Origin of the sequence: Mesorhizobium sp. M0189, from assembly GCF_040322135.1 — a bacterium.
In the GTDB taxonomy this organism is placed as follows: domain Bacteria; phylum Pseudomonadota; class Alphaproteobacteria; order Rhizobiales; family Rhizobiaceae; genus Mesorhizobium.
The window spans coordinates 17,501-41,433 of the sequence record NZ_JAMYSW010000026.1 but is presented as its reverse complement, the minus strand read 5'-3'; the positions used below and the strand labels follow the sequence as shown (position 1 = coordinate 41,433).

General features: G+C 59.5%; 23 protein-coding genes and 1 pseudogene. 16 read left to right on the top strand and 8 right to left on the bottom strand.

All coding sequences use genetic code 11. The features are described 5' to 3' along the window. The first annotated feature begins 353 nt into the window (after positions 1–353). Positions 354–992 carry a glutathione S-transferase family protein gene (locus NKJ09_RS29595; protein ID WP_352496487.1) on the top strand — a complete coding sequence of 213 codons (639 nt, stop codon included), beginning with the start codon at positions 354–356 and terminating at the stop codon, positions 990–992. A 156-nt stretch (positions 993–1,148) separates the two neighbouring features. On the opposite strand, the gene NKJ09_RS29590 is transcribed toward NKJ09_RS29595, so the two are convergent. Together NKJ09_RS29590 and NKJ09_RS29585 are read right to left on the bottom strand one after the other, a co-directional pair. Next, positions 1,149–1,391, bottom strand: a complete 243-nt coding sequence (locus NKJ09_RS29590; protein WP_352496488.1) for a hypothetical protein — start codon at positions 1,389–1,391, stop codon at positions 1,149–1,151. Between the two features lie 9 nt (positions 1,392–1,400). Continuing rightward, entirely contained in the window at positions 1,401–1,583 is a 183-nt protein-coding gene (locus NKJ09_RS29585) for a hypothetical protein (protein WP_352496489.1), read from the bottom strand. 81 nt (positions 1,584–1,664) lie between these two features. Here NKJ09_RS29585 and NKJ09_RS29580 point away from each other — a divergent pair, with 81 nt between their 5' ends. Next, positions 1,665–1,958, top strand: a complete 294-nt coding sequence (locus tag NKJ09_RS29580; RefSeq protein ID WP_352496490.1) for a hypothetical protein — start codon at positions 1,665–1,667, stop codon at positions 1,956–1,958. Between the two features lie 64 nt (positions 1,959–2,022). Here NKJ09_RS29580 and NKJ09_RS29575 read toward each other — a convergent pair whose 3' ends face one another. After that, the gene (locus NKJ09_RS29575) at positions 2,023–2,169 is read right to left on the bottom strand and encodes a hypothetical protein (RefSeq protein ID WP_352496491.1); all 147 of its coding nucleotides are present in this window, start codon (positions 2,167–2,169) and stop codon (positions 2,023–2,025) included. A 55-nt stretch (positions 2,170–2,224) separates the two neighbouring features. Between NKJ09_RS29575 and NKJ09_RS29570 the strand changes: the two genes are divergently transcribed. Next, positions 2,225–3,382, top strand: a complete 1,158-nt coding sequence (locus NKJ09_RS29570; protein ID WP_352496492.1) for a S1 family serine peptidase — start codon at positions 2,225–2,227, stop codon at positions 3,380–3,382. A 232-nt stretch (positions 3,383–3,614) separates the two neighbouring features. Here NKJ09_RS29570 and NKJ09_RS29565 read toward each other — a convergent pair whose 3' ends face one another. Both NKJ09_RS29565 and NKJ09_RS29560 read right to left on the bottom strand, forming a co-directional pair. Continuing rightward, positions 3,615–4,694, bottom strand: a complete 1,080-nt coding sequence (locus NKJ09_RS29565) for an FAD-binding oxidoreductase (RefSeq protein WP_352764303.1) — start codon at positions 4,692–4,694, stop codon at positions 3,615–3,617. A gap of 88 nt (positions 4,695–4,782) precedes the next feature. Continuing rightward, positions 4,783–5,640: a LysR family transcriptional regulator gene (locus tag NKJ09_RS29560; protein WP_352496494.1), complete on the bottom strand. Its 858-nt coding sequence runs from the start codon at positions 5,638–5,640 to the stop codon at positions 4,783–4,785. A gap of 134 nt (positions 5,641–5,774) precedes the next feature. Between NKJ09_RS29560 and NKJ09_RS29555 the strand changes: the two genes are divergently transcribed. The 6 genes from NKJ09_RS29555 (at position 5,775) to NKJ09_RS29530 (ending at position 12,578) form a co-directional block, all read left to right on the top strand. Further along, the gene (locus NKJ09_RS29555) at positions 5,775–6,857 is read left to right on the top strand and encodes an amidohydrolase family protein (protein WP_352496495.1); all 1,083 of its coding nucleotides are present in this window, start codon (positions 5,775–5,777) and stop codon (positions 6,855–6,857) included. An 11-nt stretch (positions 6,858–6,868) separates the two neighbouring features. Beyond that, positions 6,869–7,222 (top strand): Rieske (2Fe-2S) protein, encoded by a 354-nt coding sequence (locus tag NKJ09_RS29550; RefSeq protein ID WP_292653661.1) that lies wholly within the window; start codon positions 6,869–6,871, stop codon positions 7,220–7,222. Between the two features lie 99 nt (positions 7,223–7,321). Next, positions 7,322–8,929, top strand: a complete 1,608-nt coding sequence (locus tag NKJ09_RS29545; protein WP_352496496.1) for an ABC transporter substrate-binding protein — start codon at positions 7,322–7,324, stop codon at positions 8,927–8,929. Between the two features lie 100 nt (positions 8,930–9,029). Continuing rightward, on the top strand, positions 9,030–10,076 hold the full coding sequence (locus tag NKJ09_RS29540; protein WP_352496497.1) for an ABC transporter permease: 1,047 nt from the start codon (positions 9,030–9,032) through the stop codon (positions 10,074–10,076). A 14-nt stretch (positions 10,077–10,090) separates the two neighbouring features. Further along, entirely contained in the window at positions 10,091–10,957 is an 867-nt protein-coding gene (locus tag NKJ09_RS29535; protein ID WP_502896978.1) for an ABC transporter permease, read from the top strand. Continuing rightward, positions 10,947–12,578, top strand: coding sequence for an ABC transporter ATP-binding protein (locus NKJ09_RS29530; RefSeq protein ID WP_352496498.1), 1,632 nt, complete (start codon positions 10,947–10,949; stop codon positions 12,576–12,578). The genes NKJ09_RS29535 and NKJ09_RS29530 overlap by 11 nt, the downstream gene beginning before the upstream one ends. Positions 12,579–12,920: 342 nt before the next feature. On the opposite strand, the gene NKJ09_RS29525 is transcribed toward NKJ09_RS29530, so the two are convergent. Continuing rightward, positions 12,921–13,793 (bottom strand): ferritin-like domain-containing protein, encoded by an 873-nt coding sequence (locus tag NKJ09_RS29525; RefSeq protein ID WP_352496499.1) that lies wholly within the window; start codon positions 13,791–13,793, stop codon positions 12,921–12,923. Between the two features lie 520 nt (positions 13,794–14,313). Between NKJ09_RS29525 and NKJ09_RS29520 the strand changes: the two genes are divergently transcribed. Beyond that, on the top strand, positions 14,314–14,526 hold the full coding sequence (locus NKJ09_RS29520; protein ID WP_031194806.1) for a cold-shock protein: 213 nt from the start codon (positions 14,314–14,316) through the stop codon (positions 14,524–14,526). A gap of 463 nt (positions 14,527–14,989) precedes the next feature. Here the strand turns inward: NKJ09_RS29520 and NKJ09_RS29515 are convergent. Continuing rightward, positions 14,990–16,179 (bottom strand): IS3 family transposase gene (locus NKJ09_RS29515; RefSeq protein WP_352536470.1). Its coding sequence is split into 2 segments (ribosomal slippage): positions 14,990–15,930 and positions 15,930–16,179, totalling 1,191 coding nucleotides; the frame shifts between segments, so codons are not numbered across the junction. Positions 16,180–16,279: 100 nt separating this feature from the next. Between NKJ09_RS29515 and NKJ09_RS29510 the strand changes: the two are divergent. The 5 genes and pseudogenes from NKJ09_RS29510 (at position 16,280) to NKJ09_RS29490 (ending at position 21,596) form a co-directional block, all read left to right on the top strand. Beyond that, positions 16,280–16,530: pseudogene (locus NKJ09_RS29510) on the top strand (BrnA antitoxin family protein). Positions 16,531–16,697: 167 nt separating this feature from the next. Then, positions 16,698–17,837, top strand: coding sequence for a metallophosphoesterase family protein (locus NKJ09_RS29505; RefSeq protein ID WP_352496447.1), 1,140 nt, complete (start codon positions 16,698–16,700; stop codon positions 17,835–17,837). After that, complete coding sequence (locus NKJ09_RS29500) at positions 17,834–19,921, top strand: AAA family ATPase (RefSeq protein ID WP_352496448.1); 2,088 nt, start codon at positions 17,834–17,836, stop codon at positions 19,919–19,921. The genes NKJ09_RS29505 and NKJ09_RS29500 overlap by 4 nt, the downstream gene beginning before the upstream one ends. Before the next feature lie 2 nt (positions 19,922–19,923). Next, positions 19,924–20,352, top strand: coding sequence for a MarR family winged helix-turn-helix transcriptional regulator (locus tag NKJ09_RS32575; protein WP_502900434.1), 429 nt, complete (start codon positions 19,924–19,926; stop codon positions 20,350–20,352). 128 nt (positions 20,353–20,480) lie between these two features. Further along, positions 20,481–21,596, top strand: coding sequence for a Fic family protein (locus NKJ09_RS29490; protein ID WP_352496449.1), 1,116 nt, complete (start codon positions 20,481–20,483; stop codon positions 21,594–21,596). A 277-nt stretch (positions 21,597–21,873) separates the two neighbouring features. Here the strand turns inward: NKJ09_RS29490 and NKJ09_RS29485 are convergent, their stop codons facing one another. Beyond that, complete coding sequence (locus NKJ09_RS29485) at positions 21,874–22,863, bottom strand: Tim44 domain-containing protein (RefSeq protein WP_352496464.1); 990 nt, start codon at positions 22,861–22,863, stop codon at positions 21,874–21,876. A 350-nt stretch (positions 22,864–23,213) separates the two neighbouring features. Here NKJ09_RS29485 and NKJ09_RS29480 point away from each other — a divergent pair, with 350 nt between their 5' ends. Further along, positions 23,214–23,933 carry a FadR/GntR family transcriptional regulator gene (locus NKJ09_RS29480; protein ID WP_352484283.1) on the top strand — a complete coding sequence of 240 codons (720 nt, stop codon included), beginning with the start codon at positions 23,214–23,216 and terminating at the stop codon, positions 23,931–23,933.

Below are 23,933 nucleotides of genomic sequence, written 5' to 3'. Positions count from 1 at the left end.
AGCGACGGTGCTGGGGCGCACCTCAATTGGGGCAGCGGGTCAGTCGCTCGACCGTCTCAATAATCGCCTTTGCCAGCGCCTCGCCCTCATGCACCGGCAGCGGTCCATAGAGCGTTGACCGCCTGCTCGCTCGGCAGCACGCCGGCGGGGCAGGTTAGCTCGATCGCTATGCGAACGAGCTGCAGGCCGGTTCTTTCGCGTGCTTGGCTTTTGCCCGCGAATGCGGGACTGTCCTGATCGTCGGCTTGTTCCAATCGAACCACCTGCTAGTTACTCCGATCTCATCCCGCTTCTTGGAAAACGGGTTCGCACCCGACGTGATGGGGGGTAAGATGCGGTTTTCGGAGGAATTGATGCATTACACACTCCATGCTGCGCCAGGCTCTTGCTCTTTTGCACCTCACATCGTCATGGAGGAGATTGGAAGGCCCTATTCGCTGGCGTTGATGTCGCCAGGCCATCCCGAAGCCAAGACCGACGAATTTCACCGCTTAAACCCGAAAGGGCGAATCCCTGTTCTCATTGCCGACAATTTCACTCTCACTGAAGCGCCGGCAATCTTATTTCACCTGGCCCTGACGAATCCAGACGCGCGGCTCCTGGGAGCGGATGCAGAAAATATCATCCGTTCCATCGAATGGTTTAACTGGCTATCGAGTGCGGTTCACGCGGTCGCCGTCCGAATGATCTGGCGCGCCGACTTTTTCTTACCGGATCAATCGATGTACGAGCCCTTGATTCATAAAGGAAAGGAGCACTTGGCTTCTGCGTTTGCCCTTATAGAATCCAAGTTGACGGACCGAGATTGGGCCGTAGGAGAGTCCTATTCAATTGTTGATCCGTATTTGCTCGTATTCTACAGGTGGGGAAATCGTATGGCCGTTGACATGCGAAATACCTACCCAGCTTGGACCTCTCATGCACGTCGGTTGGAGGAGCGAGCGGCTGTGCAACGAGCCTTAACGCAAGAGGGAATATCCCTCTGGGAGTAGCTGTCGCGTTGCCGAATCCAAAAATTCACAAGACCATCGATCCTACGCGGTCGTGCTTAAATGTCTGGTAGCGTTGTTTAGCGGGAAACCAACGCTACGGCCTCATAAATGTAGTTCTCGTCCATCGTCAGGATACTGGCGCTGCGGTGGCGATCGTCAAGGCCGGCCAGCACGCATCATCGCGCGCGCGATGGCGAGCTGCGCCTCGACTTTGGCGTTTTCCTTCTGCGTCATGTTGTCGGCCGCGATCAGCCGCCGAAGCGACCGCATGATTTCGCCGCGCGTCAAACCTGCTTCGAGCATGCAATCAATGATCGCCTGAAAGCCTGGCTCCATCGCCTCCTGGCAATCGATCTCGCGGTCGGCATATTCGCCCTGTCGTCTCGGCGGCGTGATCATGCTCGCTCCCTAGAGATACGCTTCGCCGTCCGCACCATGTTCAAAACAGAACCAGTGCGACGGCTGTTTGGGCTTGGCGAAGCACCATCCTGCATCCTTGCCACAGTCGGGACGCTCGCACCTATGGTGCTGAATGCCAGGCCGCGTGACGGGCTCTATTGCGCCGGGAAGGCGGATCAGGTCGTCGCTCATCGGTAGTTTCTCGGCTTAGGTTGGTTCGAAAGATTCCATAGCCGGTCTTGACGATCAAGGAAATGTTCCTTTTCTGTTCTCATGGCGCACGATCCGATCGACACGCTGGGCAAGGCGACCCGACACAATATGCTCGTCAAGGCCGAATGCAGCTGCGGCAATGTCCGCTACTGCCGCTCGGCCGATCTCATGATGGTCTATGGCGGCGGCGCCGATCCGCTGAAGCTCAAATTCGACTGCAGCCGCTGCAAGCCAACAGTGAAGATCACCTTGCTCGAGATTCACCCCGAGCATCTGCCGAAGCGCCTGATGATCCACAAGCCGATGAAGATTGACGGCAAGATCGTCTGGCATACGGAACGGTTTAGGGCATGACTAGCGATGCTGACCTGAATGGGTTGGCCGGCGCCGCTGGGATTGGGGCCTGACAGGCGACCGGCTAGACAAAGATAAGCGACGTCCCGCCATTAGCGGACGCGCTGGCCGCGATGCGCGCCTGAATACGCGCCCAATCCGCATCAAGGACTGTCTGCGGATCACGACCTGAAACTTCCAGGTTCTCCACCCAGCCACGATAGAGCTTCATTTGGTTTGCTGCTGTTACCTGCGCAGGCACAAAGGCAAGTAGCGCGCCGGGAGTGATGCCGAACTGGGGCCTCTTTGCCGAGAAGTCTCCAGTGTTTGCAATTCCAACCGCGCCAGTGGCTATCTTGGAACCAAGCGCCGACTTGACGCGTAAGCCACGCCCGGCAGCATTTCGCCAGAACGCCAGTTGGCACATCTGGCCAAAAATCGTGCTGTCGGCAGTGACACCCAGCGAGTCGATAGTGCCCGCAACGCATGTGCGGATCGCTGGGGTCGACGTCGACCGCGCTGACGACCACGCGACGGTTCTTCTTAAGAAGCCAGTCAAAGGTGGTGTGCCCATTGCCTTAGCTATGGCGCCGATGCCAAAAGACCAACCGATCATTACGATTTCCGGCTATCAGGATATTGCGAGGAAGGAGATAGACAACCGAGACGCCGTGGTCCAAGCCTGTGCCGTCCGCGACGTTGAATTTTCGCAAGGTGATTGGAATAGGCCGACGGTTTACCATTCCGATTGCGACTTGCACCCAGGCATGTCGGGAGGAGCAGTTATCGTCAAGTCCGAAAGTGGCTTGAACGCCGTGGCTTTGATGATCGAAAGCGGATTGGAGAAATTGAACGGACTTGACTACAATCTTCGGACTGGAAGTTACGGGTCCATGACCGGCCTGGATAACACGTTCCTTTCCGACATCATGGATTTGCGCAAGGCCACTCCGAAGAAAAAGGGAGTGGTCTGGAGCCACTCTCCAGCAAACCGGCCTCCATCGGCGGGGGCCCAATGTGTGACCCGCAGCAAGTTGATCACGCATACCGCGACGGGCAGCTTTCTGTCGTTGCATTTTCACAGCGATTGCGCAACGTCCATCCAATGCACACTGTCAGGCAGCTACAGACTGGCTCGGAGGCTGTTCGATCGATTTGATGACAGTTTTACCCTGGCGGTCGGGGAAACCAACACGCGCAAGTTCTACGGCGTGAACTCGGAGATGGAGGAGTACGATCAGTTTCGGTGCGAGGCAGTGGGCACTACTCCACCCGCCGAGCAAAGCAAGGGTGTGCATGCGGAGCAAACCGAGGCTCAGCCGGCCGAGCCAAGCAAGGTTACGCCGAAAAAGGTCAAGACCGTGACTATCAGGACCGGCGAATGTGCAAACAAACAGAATTGCGTTTCCAATAACTCCACGCCCGGAACGTCGAACAGCAAGTAATGTGTTCGAAGCGAATTAGAGTGTGCTATGGGATTGAGAATTTCATGCTCTTGGTTGCAAAGACAGCCAATTGGGCACTCGTTCCCTAGCGATTGTGCACGAGACGATCTCGCTGGTGAAAGTGATAGGCGGAAAAACAGGTTCCGAAACGCTAACCACTTGCGGTCGCATTAGTATGGCTTGGTCGTGGAACGCAAAGGCTGACCCGATTTCGTCCCGCGATGCGGTACAGTTAGAGATCAAGCAAAACGTCGCCATGTGGGCGGCTGCAGCACGCTAGGATGTAGCCTGCCGATTGATCCTCCAAGGTCAGCCCGCCTAGGTCATCCATGACGACTTCGCCGGACAGCTTGGCGATCCGGCACGTACCGCAAATTCCCTGCTGGCAGGCGGTGGGGATGTGGACGCCACATTGGCGCGCCGCTTCCAGCAGGGTCTCTCCGGGCGCACAGTGATGCGCAATGCCGGAGCGGGCGAAGCGGACCGAAGACGAAATCTTTGAAGCCAGTTCCGAACGCGAACCGTTGCCGCCTCCGAAGCTCTCCTCATGAAACTGTGAAGGGGCGAGGCCGATTGCCTCCAGGCAGGCGCGTGCCGCCTTCATGTAGGATTCCGGCCCACAGGCGAAAACGGTCCGGCTGTGAAGATCGGGAACCAGATTCAGGAGCATTTGACTGCTAATGCGTCCAGTTGGACCCGTCCAGGCTGGGTCTTCCTGACCGCAAATGCAAGTCACTTGAACATTGGGAAAGCGAGCGGCAAGTGCGTCCAGTTCGAGCCGAAAGATGATGTCGTCCGGCGTTTTCGCACTGTGAATGAAGTGGATATCCTGGGCGGCTGCGCGGTCGGTAAGTGCCCGCAACATAGACATGACGGGAGTTATCCCGCTGCCACCTGAAAGGAAGAGGGACTTTCCATGCGGCAGATCGTCGAGATTGAACGAGCCGAGCGGCCCTTCGATCTCGATCGCATCGCCCGGCATCAAATTGTCATGGAGCCAATTCGAAACGAGCCCGCCCGGCGTCCGTTTCACGGTAATCTGAAGGTCGAGCGGTCGCGTCGGTGGTGACGAAACAGAGTAGGAGCGCGTCACCGCGGCACCGTCGATCCTCAGGTGCACCAGAACATACTGGCCAGCGCTGAAGCAGAACATTCGATCTGAAGCGGGTGTGAGAACGAATGTTTTCACATCGTGCGTTTCGTCGATCACGCGCCGGCAGTGCACAAGCTGCGGTGTGGTCTGTGCCCACTGCCGGTGACGCTTTGTTGGGACGAAGCCGGAGGCTGCAAAGGCCGCGTATGCATTCATCATTCAACTCAGGTTTGGAGTCGAGCCAAGATGCCATTTCAAACCCCGCTGAACAGCCGCGCAATCCTGCCTTTATGATCGGTAATTTCGATTAAACTTCCAGTGACATCACAGCGACCTGGAGGGCTCGGATGCCTTTGCGAATGATGGGTTCGTGTTTGCGGCGCGCGAGTATCGCGGTGTGGACTGGCTGGTGCAGCGTCGGCGCTCCCTCGACCAGGAACGATCGGAGTTCAGCAGTGAACCTGCGCGCATCGTCGCTACGCATATAGCAGGTGCCACCCGTTCGTCGGAGCATGATCTCCGCCAGAGTTTCCGATCCCGTCGAAAGCCGACAGATCGCCAGCTCGGCCAGCAGCTCTGCGTGCGTCTTTTCCAGCACGGCGGTATAGCCCGGGCGAATGTACGTTTCAGGGTCCACGTCGGACAGCGTTCTGGCAGCCGTCGAAACCATCACATATTCCTCGACCATCAGATGTTCGTAGGCGATCTCAGGCAGGTAGCGAGGCGCATAAAGCACGGCGATATCCAGATTTCCCATGCTAAGATCGCTGACCATCTGGTTTGAATAATCCGACTCGACATGGATCGAGGACTTTGGAAGGGCCTGGCATAGTGTCTCGACCCATCCGGGCAGGACCGAGCGGGTCATGCCCACCTGTGCGGCGATGCGCAAGGTGCCCTCGAAACGGTTGAACGCCCGCACGTCGTGGCGAGCTTGCGACCAGGTTGACAGCAGGGATCTGGCGTACGCTTCGAACCGCCGTCCCGCGGCTGTCGGCTCAGCGCCGGCGCGCCCGCGCTGAAAGAGCTCGGACCCGATCGCGCTCTCGAGGTTCTTGATGCGGGTGCTGATCGTCGACTGGGTCAACCCCAAGCGATCGGCGGTACGATTGAAATTTCGCGACTCGATGATGTCGAGAAAGGTTTCGATGTGATCTAGCTGCACGGGACCTCCCGATCGAAAAAGTCGATCATATTGCGCAGGATCATAAGCTTGATCAAACAATACTCAAGGCGGAAGCTGCCCTCGGTGAAATCGGCCGGCAGATCGACCAGGCTGAAGCTACGGAGCTGAGCAACGTGTTCATAGTCGACTGCGATTGTCACAATTACTGGTCAAGCGCGACCGTACTGGAGTCCTACCTTTCCGGCCTATGGAAGGACATGTTCGTTGAAGGCGAGAAGACAGGCCCCGTTGGCGCCTTCCCGCATGGCCATCGTCCCTGGTTTCATCCGCAGGACTTCTCCCGCAAGGACGTCCGTCCGAAAACAGAAGCCGACAACTATCTCATCATGAAGGAAAAACACCTCGACAAGTACAAGGTCGATGTGGCGATCCTGACCGGCGATGAGCCGATCGAGGCTTCCACCCTCGCCAATCCTTATTATGCCAGCGCCCTCGTCAGCGCCTACAATGACTACCAGATCGACCAATGGCTGCCGAAGGACGATCGCTTCATGGGCTCGATCATCATCGCGCCACAGGATCCGAAGCTCGCGGCCGCCGAGATACGCCGTCTGGGCAATCATCCGCGCATGGTTCAGGTTCTCGCTTCGCAAGGCTCCGTCAAGCCTTATGGCGATCCGTTTTACCATCCAATCTACGAGGCTTGCGCCGAGGTGGGGCTGCCCTTTGCCATACATCTGGGCGGCCATGGCGGCGTGAATTCGACCGCGATTGCTCCGGCCCCGACGACATTCTTCTGGGAGACCCATGCCATCCTGCACATGTCGGCGATTTCGCATGTCGCAAGCATGATTGCGCATGGCGTCTTCGAAAAATGGCCGGACCTCTACTTCGTGGTCATCGAATGCGGCGTCGCCTGGGTGCCGTCGGTGCTGTGGCGCCTGGACGCCGATTACAAAGCCCTACGCAAAGAGACGCCATGGCTGAAAATGCTGCCTTCCGAATACTGCCGGCGCAACATCCGCTTTTCCACGCAGCCACTGGAGCAGCCCGCAAATATTCAGCATCTCTGGTCCACTCTCGAGGCAATGGACGGAGAAAATACGCTGATGTTTGCCTCAGACTATCCGCATTGGGATTACGACGATGCCAACACGCTGCAAATCCCTCCTGCCTGGAAGAGCAAGATCATGGGGCTGAATGCGCTGGAGGTTTACAAACGCATCCCCCGCGCGCAAGCGGCGAATGCCGCCTGAGGAAGCAGACGATGCCCGAGAAGACATACATCTGCCGCGTCGACGAGATCGAAACCGGATCTCCCTTCATCGCCAAGATCCGCAGCCTTTCGGTCGGCGTTTTTCGCATCGGAGACTCATTCCACGCGCTGCTGAATGTTTGTCCGCACCGCGGCGCTCCGCTTTGCGAGGGGCCGCAATGCGGAACAACTGCACCGGTCGAAGAGGCGCAATTCATCTATCACCGCGAAAACGAGATCGTGCGCTGCGCCTGGCATGGCTGGGAATTCGACATCAAATCAGGCGCGGCCCTGGTCGATCCGTCCGTTCGCGCGCGCACATTTCCAGTAACCGTCGAGGCGGGCAGCATCTATGTGACGGCCTGATTGAGGTACGGATTCGAAGAGTAGAAGAAAGGTGATCGAAACTAACTTCACAGGTGCTTGACGAACAATAACGCGGAAAATCCGTAATGGGAGAGTCAAATGTCAGAATCTGAATACAAGCTTGGTATCGCTCAAAGCCTGATTGGTCACGGCAAGATTTCCCGCCGTGACTTCATTCATCTTGGGCTGGCCGCTGGGCTGACGGTCACCGCTGCGAACAAGCTCTTTGTCAGCACGGCCCGGGCCGAACCGCTGCAGGGCGGCTTCGCCAAGCTCGGCATGGCTCATGGCGCAACGACGGATTCGATCGATCCGGCCGGCTACCCGGACACATTCACACAAACGGCATTCTCCGGCTCGATGTCCAACAGCCTCACCGAGGTCGACGCGAAAGGCAACGTCCAACCGGATCTTGCCGAGAGCTTTGAATCATCCGATGGCGCCAAAACCTGGGTCTTCAAGCTGCGCAAGGGCGCAACCTTCCACAATGGCAAGAATGTGACGGCGGACGATGTCGTGACTTCGCTGCGCTATCATATGGGCGACGAAACCAAATCGGCGGCGAAGCCGCTGCTTGAGCCCGTCGCGAGCATCAAGGCGGATGGCCCGGAAACGGTTGTCTTCACGCTGAAAAGCGGCAACGCCGATTTCCCCTACATCATGAGTGACTACCATTTGGTCATCATGCCGGCCAAGGACGGCAAGGCGGATTGGGGATCGGGCGTTCGCACCGGTGCTTTCGTGCTTGAGAATTTCCAGCCCGGAGTTTCGGCAAAACTCAAGCGCAATCCGAACTACTTCAAGAACGGCAAACCCTATCTCGACGAGGTGGAGTTCATCGCCATCACCGATCTCGCCGCTCGCATGGCCGCGCTATCGACAGGGGAGGTGGACTATATTGGCCGCGCCGACCTCAAGACCCTCGGCATGTTGAAACGCAATCCCAAGGTGGAGATCGTCGAGGTCACCGGCTATGGCCACTATACCTTGCCGATGAATGTCACGGTTGCGCCGTTCGACAATCCAGACGTCCGAATGGCTTTGAAATGGGCGATTAACCGTCAGGAGATCGTCGACAAGATCTTTCTCGGCCACGCCACTGTGGCCAACGACAACCCGATCGCGCCGGCGATCAAATTCGCTACGAATCCGCAGCCGCAACACAGTTTTGATCCCGAAAAAGCCAAGCACTATCTGAAAAAGGCCGGAATGGAAAAGCTGAAGGTGGACCTCTCGGTCGCCGATGCCGCCTTTGCCGGCGCTGTGGACGCGGCTGCCCTCATCCGCGAGACGGCAGCCCAGTGCGGCATCGACGTAAACGTCGTGCGTGAGGCCGAGGACGCCTATTGGGACAATGTCTGGCTCAAGAAACCTTGGTGCGCTTCCTATTGGAGCGGTCGCGCGACGGCCGACTGGATGTTCACGCAAGCCTTCGCCGCAGACTCCAGCTGGAACGAGTCGTTCTGGAAAAATCCCCGCTTCAACGAGTTGCTTGTCCAGGCGCGCGCCGAGACGGACGAGGCCAAGCGGGCGGCAATGTATGCCGAGATGCAGCAACTGACCCATGATGATGGCGGCAGCATCGTGCTGGTGTTCAACAATTTCGTCAGCGCCAAATCCAATAAGCTCGCACATGGCGAGGTGGCGCCGAACTGGGAGAATGATGGATTGAAGATGGCCGAACGCTGGTGGATCGCCACTGCGTGAGAGTGCGGGCCGGACCCGCGATGGCTATTAGGCTCCGGCTTGCAACCGCGTGCCCTGACTGGTGTGGCAGGGCGGCGGCAGCAACGAGAAACGCGTACCCATGAACCCCGTCGCAAGAACGGTTTTGCAGCGCCTTGGCCTCGGCCTGGTCACGCTGTTCATCGTGTCCATCATCATCTTCTCTGCGATTGCAATGCTGCCGGGCGACTTCGCCAAGGCGATGCTCGGGCAATCGGCGACACCCGAAACGGTCGTCGCCTTCCAGCGAGAAATCGGCATCGACCGTCCGCCTGTCGAGCGCTACTTCGTCTGGGTCGGGCAGATGCTCCACGGTGATTTCGGCTCTTCATTCGCGAGCCGCACCGGGTACCGGCGCACCGTGGCCGAGATCATCGCGCCACGCCTCTACAACACGATGTTCCTAGCAGCGATGACCGCGCTGATAGCAGTTCCGCTGGCCCTGGGACTGGGCATCCTCGCTGCGCTCTACCGCAATGGCTGGTTCGACCGGCTGGTGAACGCAGTGACGCTGACGACCATTTCGTTCCCCGAGTTTTTCGTCGCCTATATGCTTGCCTACCTCGTCATCTCGCGCGACACGTTCATCGGATCCGAGTTCGCACAATCCCTGCCGCACTGGCTCGCGGTCTCGCTGAACTGGATACTCAATGCAGTTCCTAAGTTCCCGACATTGTCGAATGTGAACGATCAGACGCCGTTTTGGGAACATGTCTGGAGAGTAGCCTTGCCGGCGATCACTCTTACGCTCGTCATCGTGGCGCACATGATGCGAATGACACGAGCGGCGATCATCAACATGCTGGCAAGCCCATATATCGACATGGCGCGTCTCAAGGGAATGTCGCCCATGGCCATCGTACTCAGGCATGCCTTGCCCAACGCATGGGCTCCGATCGTCACGGTGGTGGCGTTCAATCTTGCTTATCTCGTCGTCGGAGTGGTCGTGGTCGAAGTGGTATTCGTCTATCCCGGCATCGGTCAGCTGATGGTTGACGCGGTCAAATCAAGGGATGTTCCGGTTGTCCAGGCCTGCGCCCTGATTTTCGCCGCGACCTACATCCTGCTCAATCTGACCGCCGATATTATTTCCATCGCCACCAATCCAAGACTCTTGCATCCACGATGACCAGCTACGAACCCATGGCTCAGGTTCACAGGCTGAGGCGCTCGCGCGCCACCCGTGCGAAAACGGCGCTGAAGAAGGCACCCTTCAGTGCATGGTTCGGCATCCTCGTGATCCTCGGTTATGTCATCGTTGCGGTGTTCGCGCATTGGATAGCCCCATACGGCGAAACGCAGGTCTTCAGCGAAGCCTTTGCACCGTGGAGCCAGCAGTTCAAATTGGGAACCGACCAGCTCGGCCGGGACATGCTCACGCGCCTGATTTACGGTGCGCGCAACACCATCGGTATCGCCGTCGCGACCACATTGCTGTCCTTCGCGGTCGGCGTCTCGCTCGGCCTTCTTGCCGCATTGTATAGGGGATGGCTCGACCAGATACTGTCGCGTGCGGTGGACGTGTTGATGTCGATCCCAAGCCTGATCTTCGCCCTGGTGCTGCTCTCGATCTTCGGCTCGTCGATCACCAGCCTGATAATCATCATTGCGCTGCTCGATTCCACCCGCGTCTTTCGGCTCGCACGCGCCGTCGGGCTTAACGTGGCAGTGATGGAATATGTCGAGGTGGCGCGATTGCGCGGCGAAGGCCCGAAATGGATCATCGCCAAGGAAATCCTTCCCAATGTCATGCCGCCGCTGGTCGCGGAGTTCGGTTTGCGATTTTGCTTCGTATTCCTCACGATCGCGGCACTGTCCTTCCTGGGCGTCGGTATTCAGCCGCCGACCGCTGATTGGGGGTCGATGGTGCGCGAGAATGCGACCCTGATCACCTACGGTGATGTCACGCCGCTGCTGCCGGCCGGCGCGATTGCCCTCCTTACAGTCTCCGTGAATTTCGTCGTCGACTGGTTCCTGCACGCAACCAGCGGGTTGCGCGATGAAAGGTAGCGGTCCGGGCTCGCGCGAAAAAGGCAAGGATCTGCTGCAGATCCGCAACCTACATGTCGAGGGTTTCTCGGACGAGCGGTGGCATCCCATTGTCCGCGGGGTCGATCTGGCGCTGAAGCGGGGGGAGGTTCTTGGCCTGATCGGCGAGTCAGGCGCCGGCAAATCCACCATTGGCCTCGCCGCGATGGGTTACGCCAAGCCAGGCTGCCGTATTACACAGGGCTCGATCCTGTTCGACGGAATCAATCTTCTGGCACTCAGCGAAACAGGGCGGCGTCGCCTCAGAGGCTCCCGCATTGCCTATGTCGCGCAAAGCGCAGCGGCCTCTTTCAATCCGGCCCACCGACTCCTTGACCAGACTGTCGAAACAGTCGTGGCCCATGGGATTGCCAGCCGCGAGAAAGCGAACCGGAGTGCCGTCGATCTCTATCGCCGTCTTCAGCTTCCAGATCCGGAGACGATCGGCTTTCGCTATCCTCATCAGGTTTCCGGCGGACAGTTGCAACGGGCAATGACCGCGATGGCGATGGCTTGCCGTCCGGACCTCATCATCTTTGACGAGCCAACGACGGCGCTCGATGTGACGACGCAGGTCGAAGTTCTCGCCTCCATTCGCAACATCGTGGAGGAATTCAACACCGCTGCAATCTATGTGACGCATGATCTGGCGGTGGTGGCGCAAATGGCGGACCGGATCATGGTTTTGCGCCATGGACTTACCGTGGAGGAGGCAGAAACGCGCCAGATGCTCGCCTCGCCCAGCCAGGAATATACCAAGACGCTCTGGGCCGTGCGCAAGCTCGCCAAGCCCGAAGTTCCGGCCGATGACTATCTGCTTACGATAGACAACGTCACGGCGGCCTACGGCCGGGCGGTTAAGGTGCTCCAGGATGTCTCCATCAACGTTCCACGTGGAAGAACAGTGGCTGTGGTCGGCGAATCCGGTTCCGGGAAATCGACGCTCGCTCGCGTTGTTACCGGCCTGCTGCCGCCGCTTTCGGGATCGATTTCCTTTGCTGGCCAGGCCCTTTCCAAGACCCTGAAGGCGCGCCCAAAAGAGATCTTGCGCCGCATACAGATGATTTATCAAATGCCCGACAACGCCCTAAATCCGCGGCAGACGGTCGAAGAAGTCATAGCTCGTCCGCTTGAATTCTACCTCGGCCTCAAGGGTGCACAGCGGGATAGGCGGATCGGCGAACTCATGCACATGGTCGAGATGAGCGAAACTTACCTGGATCGTCTGCCGGCCGAACTGTCGGGGGGTCAGAAGCAGCGCGTTTGCATCGCCCGAGCGTTGGCTGCCGATCCGGAACTCATCATCTGCGACGAAATCACGTCCGCGCTCGACCAGATTGTGCAGGAGGAAATCCTGAAGCTCTTAATGCGGCTTCAGCGCGAGCTCGGCATGAGCTACATTTTCATCACCCATGACATTGCCACCGTGCGAGCGATCGCCGACGAGATTGTGGTCATGCACCAGGGGAAAGTCGTTGAGCAGGGATTAAAGAGCGAAGTTCTCACGCCGCCGCATGCCCCCTATACCGAACGGCTTTTGTCCTCCGTGCCGGAAATGGATCCGGATTGGCTCACAAGGCTGCTCGCCAGCCGGAGGATGTGATCGTCGGGCAGAGCGTCGCGTGTCTTCCATATCGCCACCATTTTACAGCTTGGCGGTCGGCCGTACGGAACAATGCGGGAAAATTGGCGGTTCTCGCCGCACCAACTGCAGAGCCTGCTTCTCGGCAAAGCGGTCGGTTCGTTCCGTCCATCGGAACGAACCGAGCGAACTTTCCTGACGTTCTTGTGAACGCCGCAATGATCGCGGTTCGGAATTCAATCAATCTTGGGTGGGGACTCCTGCAGCGGATTTGAATCGTGATCGTCGCGCAGCCGTACCAGCAGTGCCGACCGCAGGTCCGCTGCGTCTCTTCCGGCGATCCGATCGCCTGTCGCGAGCGGGTCAGGTGCTCTTCAGGGTCCCGTTCATCCCTTCCGGATAGAAGCCACCCTTGCTGACGCCGTCCTTGTCGGTGAGATAGACGATCCGCAGCACTTCTTTCGGCGTCCTGGTGAACGCGATCGCGTCGGGCGTCGAGGGAACGAAATTGGCCTTGCCATTCACCTGGATGCCCTGGTCCTTGTCTTCCGGCCCGTCGATCTTGTCTCGTGCATCGGAGACGGCGTTGGCGGCCTTCCAGGCTTTCTCTCCCTTCCGGTATAGAGTGGAGCGCGCCATTCCCATGTGGTAGGCCTCGACCGCCAATATGCCCGCCGCGGCGGCGAGGAAGTCCTTGTTCTTCAGAAGCGTCGCAGCACCGGCATAGGCGGTGACGCCGACATCCTCGAACAGCATGCCGCCGAGAACAAAGTTCGTTTCGTTGCCAAAGGGGTCGAAGTCCCGCCCGAGGCCCGCTGCCTCCGCAACCGCTTTGAACCCAGCATCGAAATCGATGGCCGGCCTGTCGACTGCGTTCTTTGCAAGCGTCTTGCGGTAGAACCGGACATGCGCGAGTTCGTTTTCAGCAACCTCCTGCATGAATTCGCCGATGGCGGGTGTCTCGAAGGACACTTTCTTTCCGCCGACCACATCGCCGGGTTTGGAACCGGCATCGGCGGCGTCGATGCCCTTTCCGGTGGTGCCGCGAAGGTAGTATTCGGCCTCCATGTATTCCAAGTTGAGCGCAAAGCGGAAAATGTCCTCGTCCTGCAGTTCCTCCTTGGCATAGGCGCGAGAAACCGGCGCCAGGCCCGTCGTGGCGGCGAGGCTGGCTCCCAGCCCAAACTGCAATGCGCGGCGACGGGAAAGGTGGAGTGAAGGGATGGCACGTATCATGGCTTCCTCCCAAAAGCCCGCCGGCGTCACCTGTTTGGCACCTTATCGCGGGCAACGCGCCCAACTCCGCCATAGGCGAAATGTTCCTGTAAAGGTCGGACTTTGCAGGGGTTGCTCCCGGATCAATGGCTTTTTGGGCAGCGTAACGTCGGAGTTGGCATCGACTATTTGTGACCAAGCCTCGAGTCCAGACATTGAGGTGACACATTATGAGCCGGATAGGCTACGCCCGCGTCAGCACGGTCGACCAAGAACTCGAAACGCAAGTCGGCAAGCTAAGGGCCGGAGGGAAACGAGCGGGCCGTGATAACCCAGGACAGCAAGGATGGCTGGAGGGGCTTCACGCCGGAAAGGAAAATTCCTGTCGACTTGTGAGACGAGTGGGCCATCCGAGAGAAGTTGGTATTCTGGTCGATCCATCCGGCCTTGCGATTTCTCGCTTTTGCTGCGTCTATCTATGAACCGGTCTGGCCTCTTCGTCGGATCAAACACGCTGGGAAGTCACAAGGAGTATATGCACATGGCAACTGGAACCGTGAAGTGGTTCAACAGCACTAAAGGGTTTGGGTTTATCCAACCCGACGATGGCGGTCAGGACGTTTTTGTTCACATCTCCGCCGTCGAGCGCGCTGGTTTGTCGAACCTCGTTGAGGGCCAAAAGATCAACTACGACATCGAGCAGGACCGACGTACCGGCAAGTCTTCTGCTGGCAATCTCCGCAAAGCGGGTTGATTTCTCTGGCGCGCCGTGGCGAAAGCCGCAGGAGCGCGGCAAGTCGCGAATGTACTGACCGCCGTGTAAAAAAAGCGCGCGAAGCTTGGTGTGATGGAGAGACCTGGGCAGCAGATTGCTGCGACGCTTCAGAAACGATCGTGTGAACCAGGTTGTCAGGTAACGGAAGGCGGGAAGTCCCCCGCGTTTTTCGCGTTTGCGTCCTCCAGCGTAGGATGGTTGGCGACGTGGTGTTGCCGTGGAGCACTTTGGCTTGTTGTATCCTACAGCAATGTCATTGAAGATAGCCTGAGTTTGGCCCCACATGGACATCGCGTCGGATTTTTCCTCCCCCTTTGTAGGTTTAAGCTGCCTTCATACTTGGCCAGGCTCAACAGTCCGGCCTTTTTCTTTTTGTGTGGGCTGCGGTACATTGGTTATGATGCGCATTCGCTATGAGGCGCTCTGACGTTGCCCCCAGTTTCTATCCAGTTTTGAGTTCGTTTCCGGCGTGGGTTGTGCCCTGCTGGGCGGGTGAAGCGACGGGCGCTGGCGCGGAGCCTTTGGCATAGCGCAGCGCGAGCGACCGTCGCAGATTGAAGGTGGTGGCGAACTCGGCCGGTGTCTGCCAGGCGATTTGGGAATGCGGCCGCGCGATATTGTAGTCGGCGCGCCACAGGGCGATGGCGACGCGTGCCTGAGCCAGCGAAGTAAACAGCGTCTCGTTGAGCAGTTCATCGCGCAGTCGGCCGTTGAAGCTCTCGATGAAGCCATTCTGCATCGGCTTGCCGGGCGCAATGTAATGCCATTCGACGCGGTTCTGATCCGCCCAGGACAGGATGGCGTTCGAGGTGAACTCGCTGCCATTGTCGCTGACGATCATTCTCGGCCGGCCGCGCTCGGTGATGAGCCGGTCCAATTCTCGGGCAACCCGCATGCCCGAGAGAGACGTATCAACGATGAGTGCCAGGCACTCTCTCGTGCAGTCGTCGACGACGGCCAGGATGCGGAAGCGGCGCCCGTCTGTGAGCTGGTCCGATACGAAGTCGAGCGACCAGCGCTCGTCGGGCCTCAGCGGCACCACCATCGGCGCCCTGGTCCCGATCGCCCGTTTGCGGCCGCCACGGCGGCGAGCGGCGAGCTTCTCCTCCCGATAGAGCCGGAACAGCTTCTTGTGGTTCACGACCAGGCCCTCCCGCCTCAGCATCACGAGAAGACGCCGGTAGCCGAACCGGCGACGCTCCTGCGCGATCGCCTTCATCCGCTCGCGAAGCTCGCGGTCGTCCGGTCTGCTGGTCTCGTAGCGAACCGTCATGCGGCAACAGCCGATGGCTTTACACGCCCGCCGTTCGCTCATCCCGAAGCCTTCCTTCAGGCGAGCGACAGCTTTCCGCTTGGCCGCGGGCGTCACCATTTCTTTCCCACAAGATCCTTCAACGCGGCATTGTCGAGCATGGCGTCGGCCAGAAGCCGCTTCAGCCGCGTGTTCTCGTCCTCCAGAGCCTTCAGCCGCCGAGCCTCGGAGACATCCATCCCGCCGAAGCGAGCCTTCCAGTTGTAAATCGAGGCGTCGCTGACCCCGTGCTTGCGGCACAGATCGGCAACCGATACCCCGGCCTCATGTTCCTTCAAAATTCCGATGATCTGCTCTTCAGAGAAGCGGCTACGTTTCATGTCCTGGTCCTCTCGATGGGCCAGAACGAACGTCAAACCGGATTAGATCAGAGGGGCAAGGTCAGCTCGACAAGCATTATGACCAGTCAGGATCATCCAAATGGCAAATCCTCCACGCCGACCCACAAATCCGATGTAGCCGCTGAAGCCGCCTTCAAGCCGATCAAAAAGCCGGCGGCGCCGGTTCGCGAACCGTCGGCTGCTCCAAATATCAGAGAGCTTGTTTCGATCAGGATCGATAGGGCGGTGCTGGACCACTTCCAGGAAGATGGACCAGGCTGGCAGGATCGGATCAACGACACCTTGCGGCGCGCTATCTCCAAAGAACCGACCAATGCCGATGACAAATGATCAGACGACTACTGATCGGCACGGCGCTGATAGCGGCGACGCAGATGGAGTTGAACGGAAGTATAGCGTAAGCGATTGCGCACCATTTGGACAACCGACAACGCGCATCCTGGAATTTTTTCATCGAGCCGCGGCCGAACCCCTCTATGCTCCGGGCGGAGACCCGAATGGCATTTCGATTCGTACACACGGCCGACATTCACCTCGACTCGCCGCTACGTTCGCTGGCGCTGCGAAACCCTGATCTTGCCGAACTCGTGGGGGACGCCAGTCGCCAGGCATTTGTCTCGATAATAGACCTCTGCCTTGCGGAACGTGTCGATGCGCTCGTCATTGCCTTATCGCGCATATCGAAACAGCTCGTTTTTCCTGACACGGTCACGATCTTCGGCGGCCGCCCCCAGTCGGTGCTGCAAACGGCCGGCGGGCTTGACGTCGCATTCCATGGATTGAGCTTCGCGAACCCAAAGGCGCCGGAAAGCCTGCTGCCCAAGTATCCGGCGGCCCGGGAAGGGGCGGTCAATGTGGGCATCATGCACACCAGCCTCGCTGGATCGCCCGGTCACGATGTCTATGCCCCTTGCAGCATCGCTGACCTGCACGGCCATGGTTTTGACTATTGGGCGCTTGGGCACATCCACGTGCGCCAAGTCCATCCTGGAGCAAGCACCGTTGTGATGACGGGAATGCCGCAGGGCAGGGACATCAACGAGGCCGGAGAGAAATCCGCCACTCTGGTCACAATACGAGAAGACCGGTCCGTCGAGATCGAGGAAAAACTGACCAGTATCGCGCAGTTCGAGCGGGCGAGCGTCGATCTGACCGGGACGGTCGAATGGTCTGAGGTCGTCGGCCGTGTCCGTTCCGCGCTCGAAGGTATCCGGGGTTCCGTCAGATCCCGCCACGTTGTGGTCCGTCTCGGACTGGCCGGGGCGTCGCCGTTGTCATGGGCGCTGATCCGCGACAGGGACCTGCTGCTGGCCGAAGCCGAGCAGGCGGCGGAGCAGACGGGCGACACATGGGTCGAAAAACTTGAGCTTGATCTCGCTCCACAGAGCGCGGAAACAGCCGATGACGTCGCCGATCCGATTTTCGAACTCGCGCAATCCATGCATGCCAATGTCAAGTCTGAGGCCTTCCGCGCCGAGGCGAGGGCGCTTGTCCAAAAGATGATTGCCGATCTGCCGCCGGACGGGCGCGACTTCGCCGGACGGGACGAAGCTGGGCTGGAACTGTTCATCGACAAGGTGCTTGCCAGCGGTGCCGACCTGGTCACGGCCCGCCTCAAAGCAGGTGGAGCGCAATGAGGCTCCGGCGCCTTGATCTTATTCGTTATGGAAAGTTCACCGACGGGACGATCGAATTCGGCCCAAGGCCGGAGTCCGGTCCCGACTTCCACATTGTGTTCGGGCTGAACGAGGCCGGCAAGTCGACCGCACTTTCCGGTTATCTGGACCTGCTGTTCGGTATCGAGGAACGCAGCCGCTACAATTTCCTGCACGAGTACAGCGCGATGCGTATAGGCGGGGTGCTCGAACTCGCCGGCACTGAGCACACATTCACGCGCACGAAGCAGCGCACCAACTCGCTGCTGAACGCAATGGAGCAACCGGTGAGCGAGGTGGCGATAGCAGCCCATCTCGCAGGTCTGTCGCGGGACGCATACGAGACCATGTTCTCGCTGGACGACGAGACGCTGGAAGCAGGCGGAAAATCAATCCTGGAGTCGCGTGGCGACCTGGGCAAGCTCCTGTTCACGGCCAGCGCCGGTCTTGGGCATGCGAGCGACATGTTGAGCGCGCTAGAGACCGAAGCGGACGGGCTCTATCGCAAGCAGGCTCACGGAACCGAACTTGCGCTGCTCAAGAAGCGCCTTGCGGAACTCAAGTCGCGCAGGGACGCGATCGACACCTTGGCCTCGACTTTTGAGAGCCTTGAGGCCGAACGTCTTGACGCGGCGGAAAAATACGACCGCAGTATTGCTGAACGATCATTTCTGTCGGCTCGGCTTGACACCATTGCCAGGTACCTTCGCGCTATGCCGATCCTCGCCGACATTCGACGCAAGGCGGCCCAGCTTGCCGAGCTGCCTGACATCGCTTCACCATTGCGAACCTGGACAGGCACCATCACCGGATTGATCGATGACGACGCCAGCCTGAGAACGCGGCTGTCAGGGAACATCGACGACGCCGAGCGCGTGACAATGAAAATCGGCTCGGTCGATGTGGACGAGGCGATCCTGGCAATGTCCGAGCGGGTTCGGGCGCTCGCGGATCGCAAAGTGCGCCATGTCTCCGCAGGCCTGGACCTGCCAAGCCGCAGGACCGAGCTGCAGATACTCGACAGCGCCGTGGCGAATTGCCTTGCCGCCCTTGGAAGATCGTCCGAGGCAGATCCGGCTGCGCTGCTTTTGCCTGCTGCCACAGTCGGCGCTGTTCGCGCCATGCTCGAAGAGCGATCGGGAATCACCACCGGCGTACGCGTTGCCCGCAACGAATGCGCGGCGGCGCTCGATGCACTTCAGGCGGCACGCGAGCGGGTTGGGCAAGAGAGGGGGGTGCCCGAACCTGCCAGGGCAAGGCTGGCCTCGGCCTTGTCGAAAGCGCGAGCCAGCGGGCACCTAAAAGACCTCAGGATGGCCCGCGAGGCGGAGGACGCGAGCACGGTTCGATGGGAGGCGGCAATCGCTCGACTGCATCCCTGGTCCGGAGACGCCGGGGCACTGGCCAGGGTGCCCGTCCCGAGTGTCACGCAAGTTGGTGCATGGAAGGTGCGGGCAGCTGGGTTGGGAAAGGGCAGGGCTGTCCTTTGCGAACGTCTCGCCGAATACCAGGAGAGTCACGACCTGCTCTCGGCTCGCCTGGATGCGCTTCGTGCCTCGATCGATGTGCCCGACGATGAAGCCGCCGCCGCCATCCGCCGCGCCCGAGACAAGGCGTGGGCCAGGCATCGGGGCGAACTTACTGGCCAAACTGCTGACGATTTCGAGGCGCTATTGGCGCGTGACGACAGTGTTGCAGCGGTTCGGCTGGCCAACGCGCGAGAGCTCGCGGAGATCCGGACAACGCTCCGCAGCCTCACCGAAACAACAGCCGCCATCACACGTATCCGCGACCAGCTTGCACAGATCGACCTGGACGATCAGGCTGTACTCTCCGAACTTCGCGAGGTGGCCAGCGAGCTACTGGCAGAGTGCCTGGAATTCTCGCCCGAGCGTCTGATCGAAACGATCGAGGATCATACCTCTGCCCGCATTGATGCGCTCGCGGCCTGGGAGGAGGTCGAGCTGGCACGCAAGAAGGCCCGCCGCGCGCTCGACGAGGGAGAGCAGATCCAGCAGGAGTTGATCGGCGGTGCTACTTCCGGCAAAGGCAGCATGCCCCCTTAGAGATCACAACCAGACCCGAGGACCTCCCGGCGGCTTCCGGCGGGATTCGGCGGCCTGATCAGCAGCTCTGCTTTGCGCTCTATTCGGCAAGCGGGCTGATGACCCGGCTTTACCGGCCGCTGCTCGATCCGCTGGGGCTGACCTACCCGCAATATCTGGCGATGCTCGCGCTATGGGAGCGAGCGCCAAGCACGGTGGGCGAGCTTGGCGAAGTGCTTGGGCTTGATTCGGCGACGCTGACGCCGTTGCTCAAGCGGCTGGAAGCATGCGGCCTGGTCACACGGCCGTTGTCATCCCGTCGCACCACGTCGCGTGTCGCTGCACGTGCGGGGTATGAAGAACTTAAGCCGCTCATTGAGCTGGGAGAAAAAACCGAAACGTTCGAGCAACGATTGAGCGCGGCCCGCAATGCGGCGGCCCTACAAGCATGATTAAATTGATCTGGATGGTTAGCCGTTGGATCGCGCCGGGGCAAAGCCGCGACTTCTGAGGCATAGAGAAGATTGCTATAGCTCACAATTGTTGCTATCGTGAGTTATAGCAAGGTGCCCTATCACTCATGGTATGGAATTGGGAGCAAGCGGACTGGCCGCATTTTACCTACGATAAGAAGGCGTTGGAACCGCTGGAAAGCGAGTTCCTGTTGCGATCGGGCGAGTTCCTAGGCGTCTTTCGTCATGTCGGTTCCGACGATCGCGACCAGATCCGCATCGATCTTATCAGCGAAGAGGCCTTGAAGACATCCGCGATTGAGGGGGAGTACCTCGACCGCGAGAGCCTGCAATCATCCCTGCGCCAGCAACTTGGTCTGGGCGGCGAGACCAGGCGCATTCCGCCTGCCGAGCGGGGCATCGCTGAAATGATGGCCGATGTCTACTTGCATTTTGCCGATACGCTGACGCATCGCACTCTTTACGCTTGGCATACGATGGTGATGTCGGGTGAGCGTCGTATCGAGACCATCGGCAACTACCGCCAGCATGCCGATGCCATGCAGATCGTTTCCAATCGGCTGGATAAGCCCAAAGTTCATTTCGAAACGCCGCCCTCCGCGCGGGTGAAACCCGAAATGGATGCCTTCACTACTTGGTTCAACGATACCTCACCCAAAGGCAAGACACCGCTCCCAGCGTTGACGCGTGCCGCTATCGCGCACCTTTATTTCGAGAGCATTCACCCGTTCGAGGATGGCAACGGTCGCATAGGCCGTGCCCTCTGCGAAAAGGCGCTGGCGCAAAATCTGGGTGAGCCCAGCCTCATCGCGTTGGCCTATACGATAGAGCGCCGCCGCAAGGCCTACTACGACCATCTGGAGGCCAGCAACACGAGCAACGCGGTAACAGATTGGCTGCTCTACTTCGCCAACACGATCCTCGAAGCGCAGCGCGTAACGCTCGCTCGTGTCGAATTCTCCGTCGTCAAGGCCAAGTTTCACGAAGGCTACCGGGATCACTTCAACGAGCGCCAGGAAAAGGTCATCGCCCGGATGTTCCGCGCGGGCATCGACGGGTTCAAAGGGGGGCTCAGCGCCGAGAATTATATCGCAATCACGCAGGCATCGCGCGCGACGGCAACAAGAGATTTGCAGGACCTCGTTGCCAACGGTGCACTGATAAGAACCGGCGAACGGCGACACACACGTTACGCGTTGAACATTCTTGATGGCCGCACGTAAACCAGAAGAGGCAGGCTGTCAAAGAGCCTGCCTGCCTGAGCATCGAGGGGTGGCGGGCTGCAACCCGGCAGGAGGTTCGTCGATTGGGTTACACGAGACCGGAAACGCAAAAAGTCGCGCGGTACGATGCTGATTGTCCGGTCCCGGTTGAAGCCGGTGGTATAATGTTACCTCAACGCGCGTTGGGGGAAAGAAGCGCGCGGAAGGGGCGCGCTGGCCTTCGAGTGGTAGCGAGAAACCTGAACAAAACTCTTGGCAGACATCAAGGCCGGGCACATCAGCTCGGCTGCTGTATTGCGGCAAGCTTCCAGTCACCGCCGTTCTGCCGCGTAAAGGTCCACAGTTCGGTTGTCTCTGTCGGCTGATCGGCCTGGCCCTCGACAATCTTGTCACTGATGCGATCGCGGGTCACGTCGCGAGACTCGTAGCGCAAAGCAGCGGTCGCGTAGTCGCGGTCATCCTCCCGCCAGCTTTCCGCAATATCGGCCTCCAACAGGCTGACATCCGACACGTCATTCCGGACGCCCTTTTTGGCATTATCGGCAAGTTCCTCGGACAGATAGGAAACCATCTCGGGCGTCACCAACCGGCGCAAGGCAGCATGGTCCTCGCGCCCGAATGCTTCTTGAACTTCCGTCAGCCGTTGCTGGAACGTGTCGAGGTCGGTTTTAGTGAGCGTGATCTCATCGGAAGGGCTGGCCTGGCTCGTTCCGCCAAATCCCGACCCGATGCCTGGAATGGGGAATGCTTGGACGTTGCTCGGCTCGGGCCGGGCTGCTGCGCTTCGCCCAAAGCTCCCAGCACCTCGCGAGGCACCGGCCATAGCGGGCTCTGGGTTTTGCGCCGATTGCGAGCGGAAAAAGCGAATGGCCAGCATGACCACGCCGCCGATCAGCAGCACTTGAAGGAGAAGGCCGAACATGCCGGCCAAGCCGCCGAACCCATGGCCCAAAAGAACGCCGATCAAGCCGCCGAGCAGCAGCCCCCGCATCATCGATCCACCGAGGCCGTTGAAGAAGCCTGGGCGCTGGAATGCCTGCGGCTGGCGGGCCGCATTGTTCGTTGCCGCATTGGGCGTCATCGAGCGCTCGACCGGTGCGGAAGGCTGTGGCGCCGTCCTGGTCGGCGGGACCGGCTGGAAAGTGCGCATGCCGCGACTGCCGAAGCTGCCGCCACGGCGCGCATCGGCGTGATCCACAGCGACCATGGAAAATGCCAGGAACAATCCCGCAAACAAAATTGCAAACCGTCCTGAACGCGAAATCAGCATAGGCAAGTCCTCAAGTGACACTCTTTCCGCTCATATGGGGTGCGTCGATCGAAATATCAGTGAATCATCTGCCAAGAAAATTCGAACGACATGGTCGGCGGCACGCCGCTGTTCACGACGAGAATGTCGAGCGCACCAAGCAGACAATCGCCTGCTCGACCGCGCGGGCTCCTGCACCCGGCCGACCCGGCGACGGTCGCGTCAAGAGCATCGTTCGTGCAAGCCTCTTGCCATCGGTCTCTTGGCGACGACGCCGGCCCGCCTGATCTTGACATACATCTTTCTTGCATACTATCAACACCTCAGGCAAACCTGCCATACAGGTTGGCCCCTGAACTGGAGATTGCGTGAGCACGGCGGTATCCGCAAAACATTCCGACGCAGCGAGCCTGGTCAGCAATACGATCGGCGAGATCACGCGCCATATTCGCGCGCATGAACTCGGGCCCGGCGACCGGCTGCCCAGCGAGGCCGCGCTTTCGAGACAATTGAGCGTCTCGCGCACCGTGGTTCGCGAGGCCTTCAGCTCGCTCGCCGCCATGCGGCTTATCGACCTGAGGGCAGGCAGACGGGCTACCGTCGCCGAGCTGGATTATGGCGCCATGTCGCTGGTGATCGAGCATGGCGTCCACACCGAGCAGATCACGGTGCAGCAAATCTACGACGTGCGCCGCACGATTGAGACCCGCACCGCCATGCTGGCGGCCTTGCGCAGAACAGCCGACGAAGTGGAAAGGATCAGGACGCATGCGCTCGCCATGCGCGAGAATTTCCAGCGGCCGGAACAGGTCATGGAGCACGATCTCGCCTTTCACCTCGAAATCGCCAAGGCTGCAAAGAATCCGGTTTTCAGCCTCATCGTCGGCGCGTTCGAGCGCGTATCGCGCCAGACCTGGCCGATCGGCTGGCGGAGCCGCCCTTCGGATGCCGAGCAGTTGGAGATGATCCAAATCCATATCGATCTCGCCGAAGCAATCGAGACCGGTGATCCTCAGTCCGCTCGCGACCTGATGGCGAGGCATTTTGACGAGAGCGTCAAGGCCCTGCTGGCGGCTGGCATCGCCTGA

Coding starts and splice junctions, on each gene's coding strand:
- NKJ09_RS29595 (WP_352496487.1), top strand. CDS start 354: ATGCATTACACACTCCATGCTGCGCCAGGCTCTTGCTCTTTTGCACCT.
- NKJ09_RS29590 (WP_352496488.1), bottom strand. CDS start 1,391: ATGATCACGCCGCCGAGACGACAGGGCGAATATGCCGACCGCGAGATC.
- NKJ09_RS29585 (WP_352496489.1), bottom strand. CDS start 1,583: ATGAGCGACGACCTGATCCGCCTTCCCGGCGCAATAGAGCCCGTCACG.
- NKJ09_RS29580 (WP_352496490.1), top strand. CDS start 1,665: ATGGCGCACGATCCGATCGACACGCTGGGCAAGGCGACCCGACACAAT.
- NKJ09_RS29575 (WP_352496491.1), bottom strand. CDS start 2,169: ATGAAGCTCTATCGTGGCTGGGTGGAGAACCTGGAAGTTTCAGGTCGT.
- NKJ09_RS29570 (WP_352496492.1), top strand. CDS start 2,225: ATGCCGAACTGGGGCCTCTTTGCCGAGAAGTCTCCAGTGTTTGCAATT.
- NKJ09_RS29565 (WP_352764303.1), bottom strand. CDS start 4,694: ATGATGAATGCATACGCGGCCTTTGCAGCCTCCGGCTTCGTCCCAACA.
- NKJ09_RS29550 (WP_292653661.1), top strand. CDS start 6,869: ATGCCCGAGAAGACATACATCTGCCGCGTCGACGAGATCGAAACCGGA.
- NKJ09_RS29545 (WP_352496496.1), top strand. CDS start 7,322: ATGTCAGAATCTGAATACAAGCTTGGTATCGCTCAAAGCCTGATTGGT.
- NKJ09_RS29540 (WP_352496497.1), top strand. CDS start 9,030: ATGAACCCCGTCGCAAGAACGGTTTTGCAGCGCCTTGGCCTCGGCCTG.
- NKJ09_RS29535 (WP_502896978.1), top strand. CDS start 10,091: ATGGCTCAGGTTCACAGGCTGAGGCGCTCGCGCGCCACCCGTGCGAAA.
- NKJ09_RS29530 (WP_352496498.1), top strand. CDS start 10,947: ATGAAAGGTAGCGGTCCGGGCTCGCGCGAAAAAGGCAAGGATCTGCTG.
- NKJ09_RS29525 (WP_352496499.1), bottom strand. CDS start 13,793: ATGATACGTGCCATCCCTTCACTCCACCTTTCCCGTCGCCGCGCATTG.
- NKJ09_RS29520 (WP_031194806.1), top strand. CDS start 14,314: ATGGCAACTGGAACCGTGAAGTGGTTCAACAGCACTAAAGGGTTTGGG.
- NKJ09_RS29505 (WP_352496447.1), top strand. CDS start 16,698: ATGGCATTTCGATTCGTACACACGGCCGACATTCACCTCGACTCGCCG.
- NKJ09_RS29500 (WP_352496448.1), top strand. CDS start 17,834: ATGAGGCTCCGGCGCCTTGATCTTATTCGTTATGGAAAGTTCACCGAC.
- NKJ09_RS29490 (WP_352496449.1), top strand. CDS start 20,481: ATGGTATGGAATTGGGAGCAAGCGGACTGGCCGCATTTTACCTACGAT.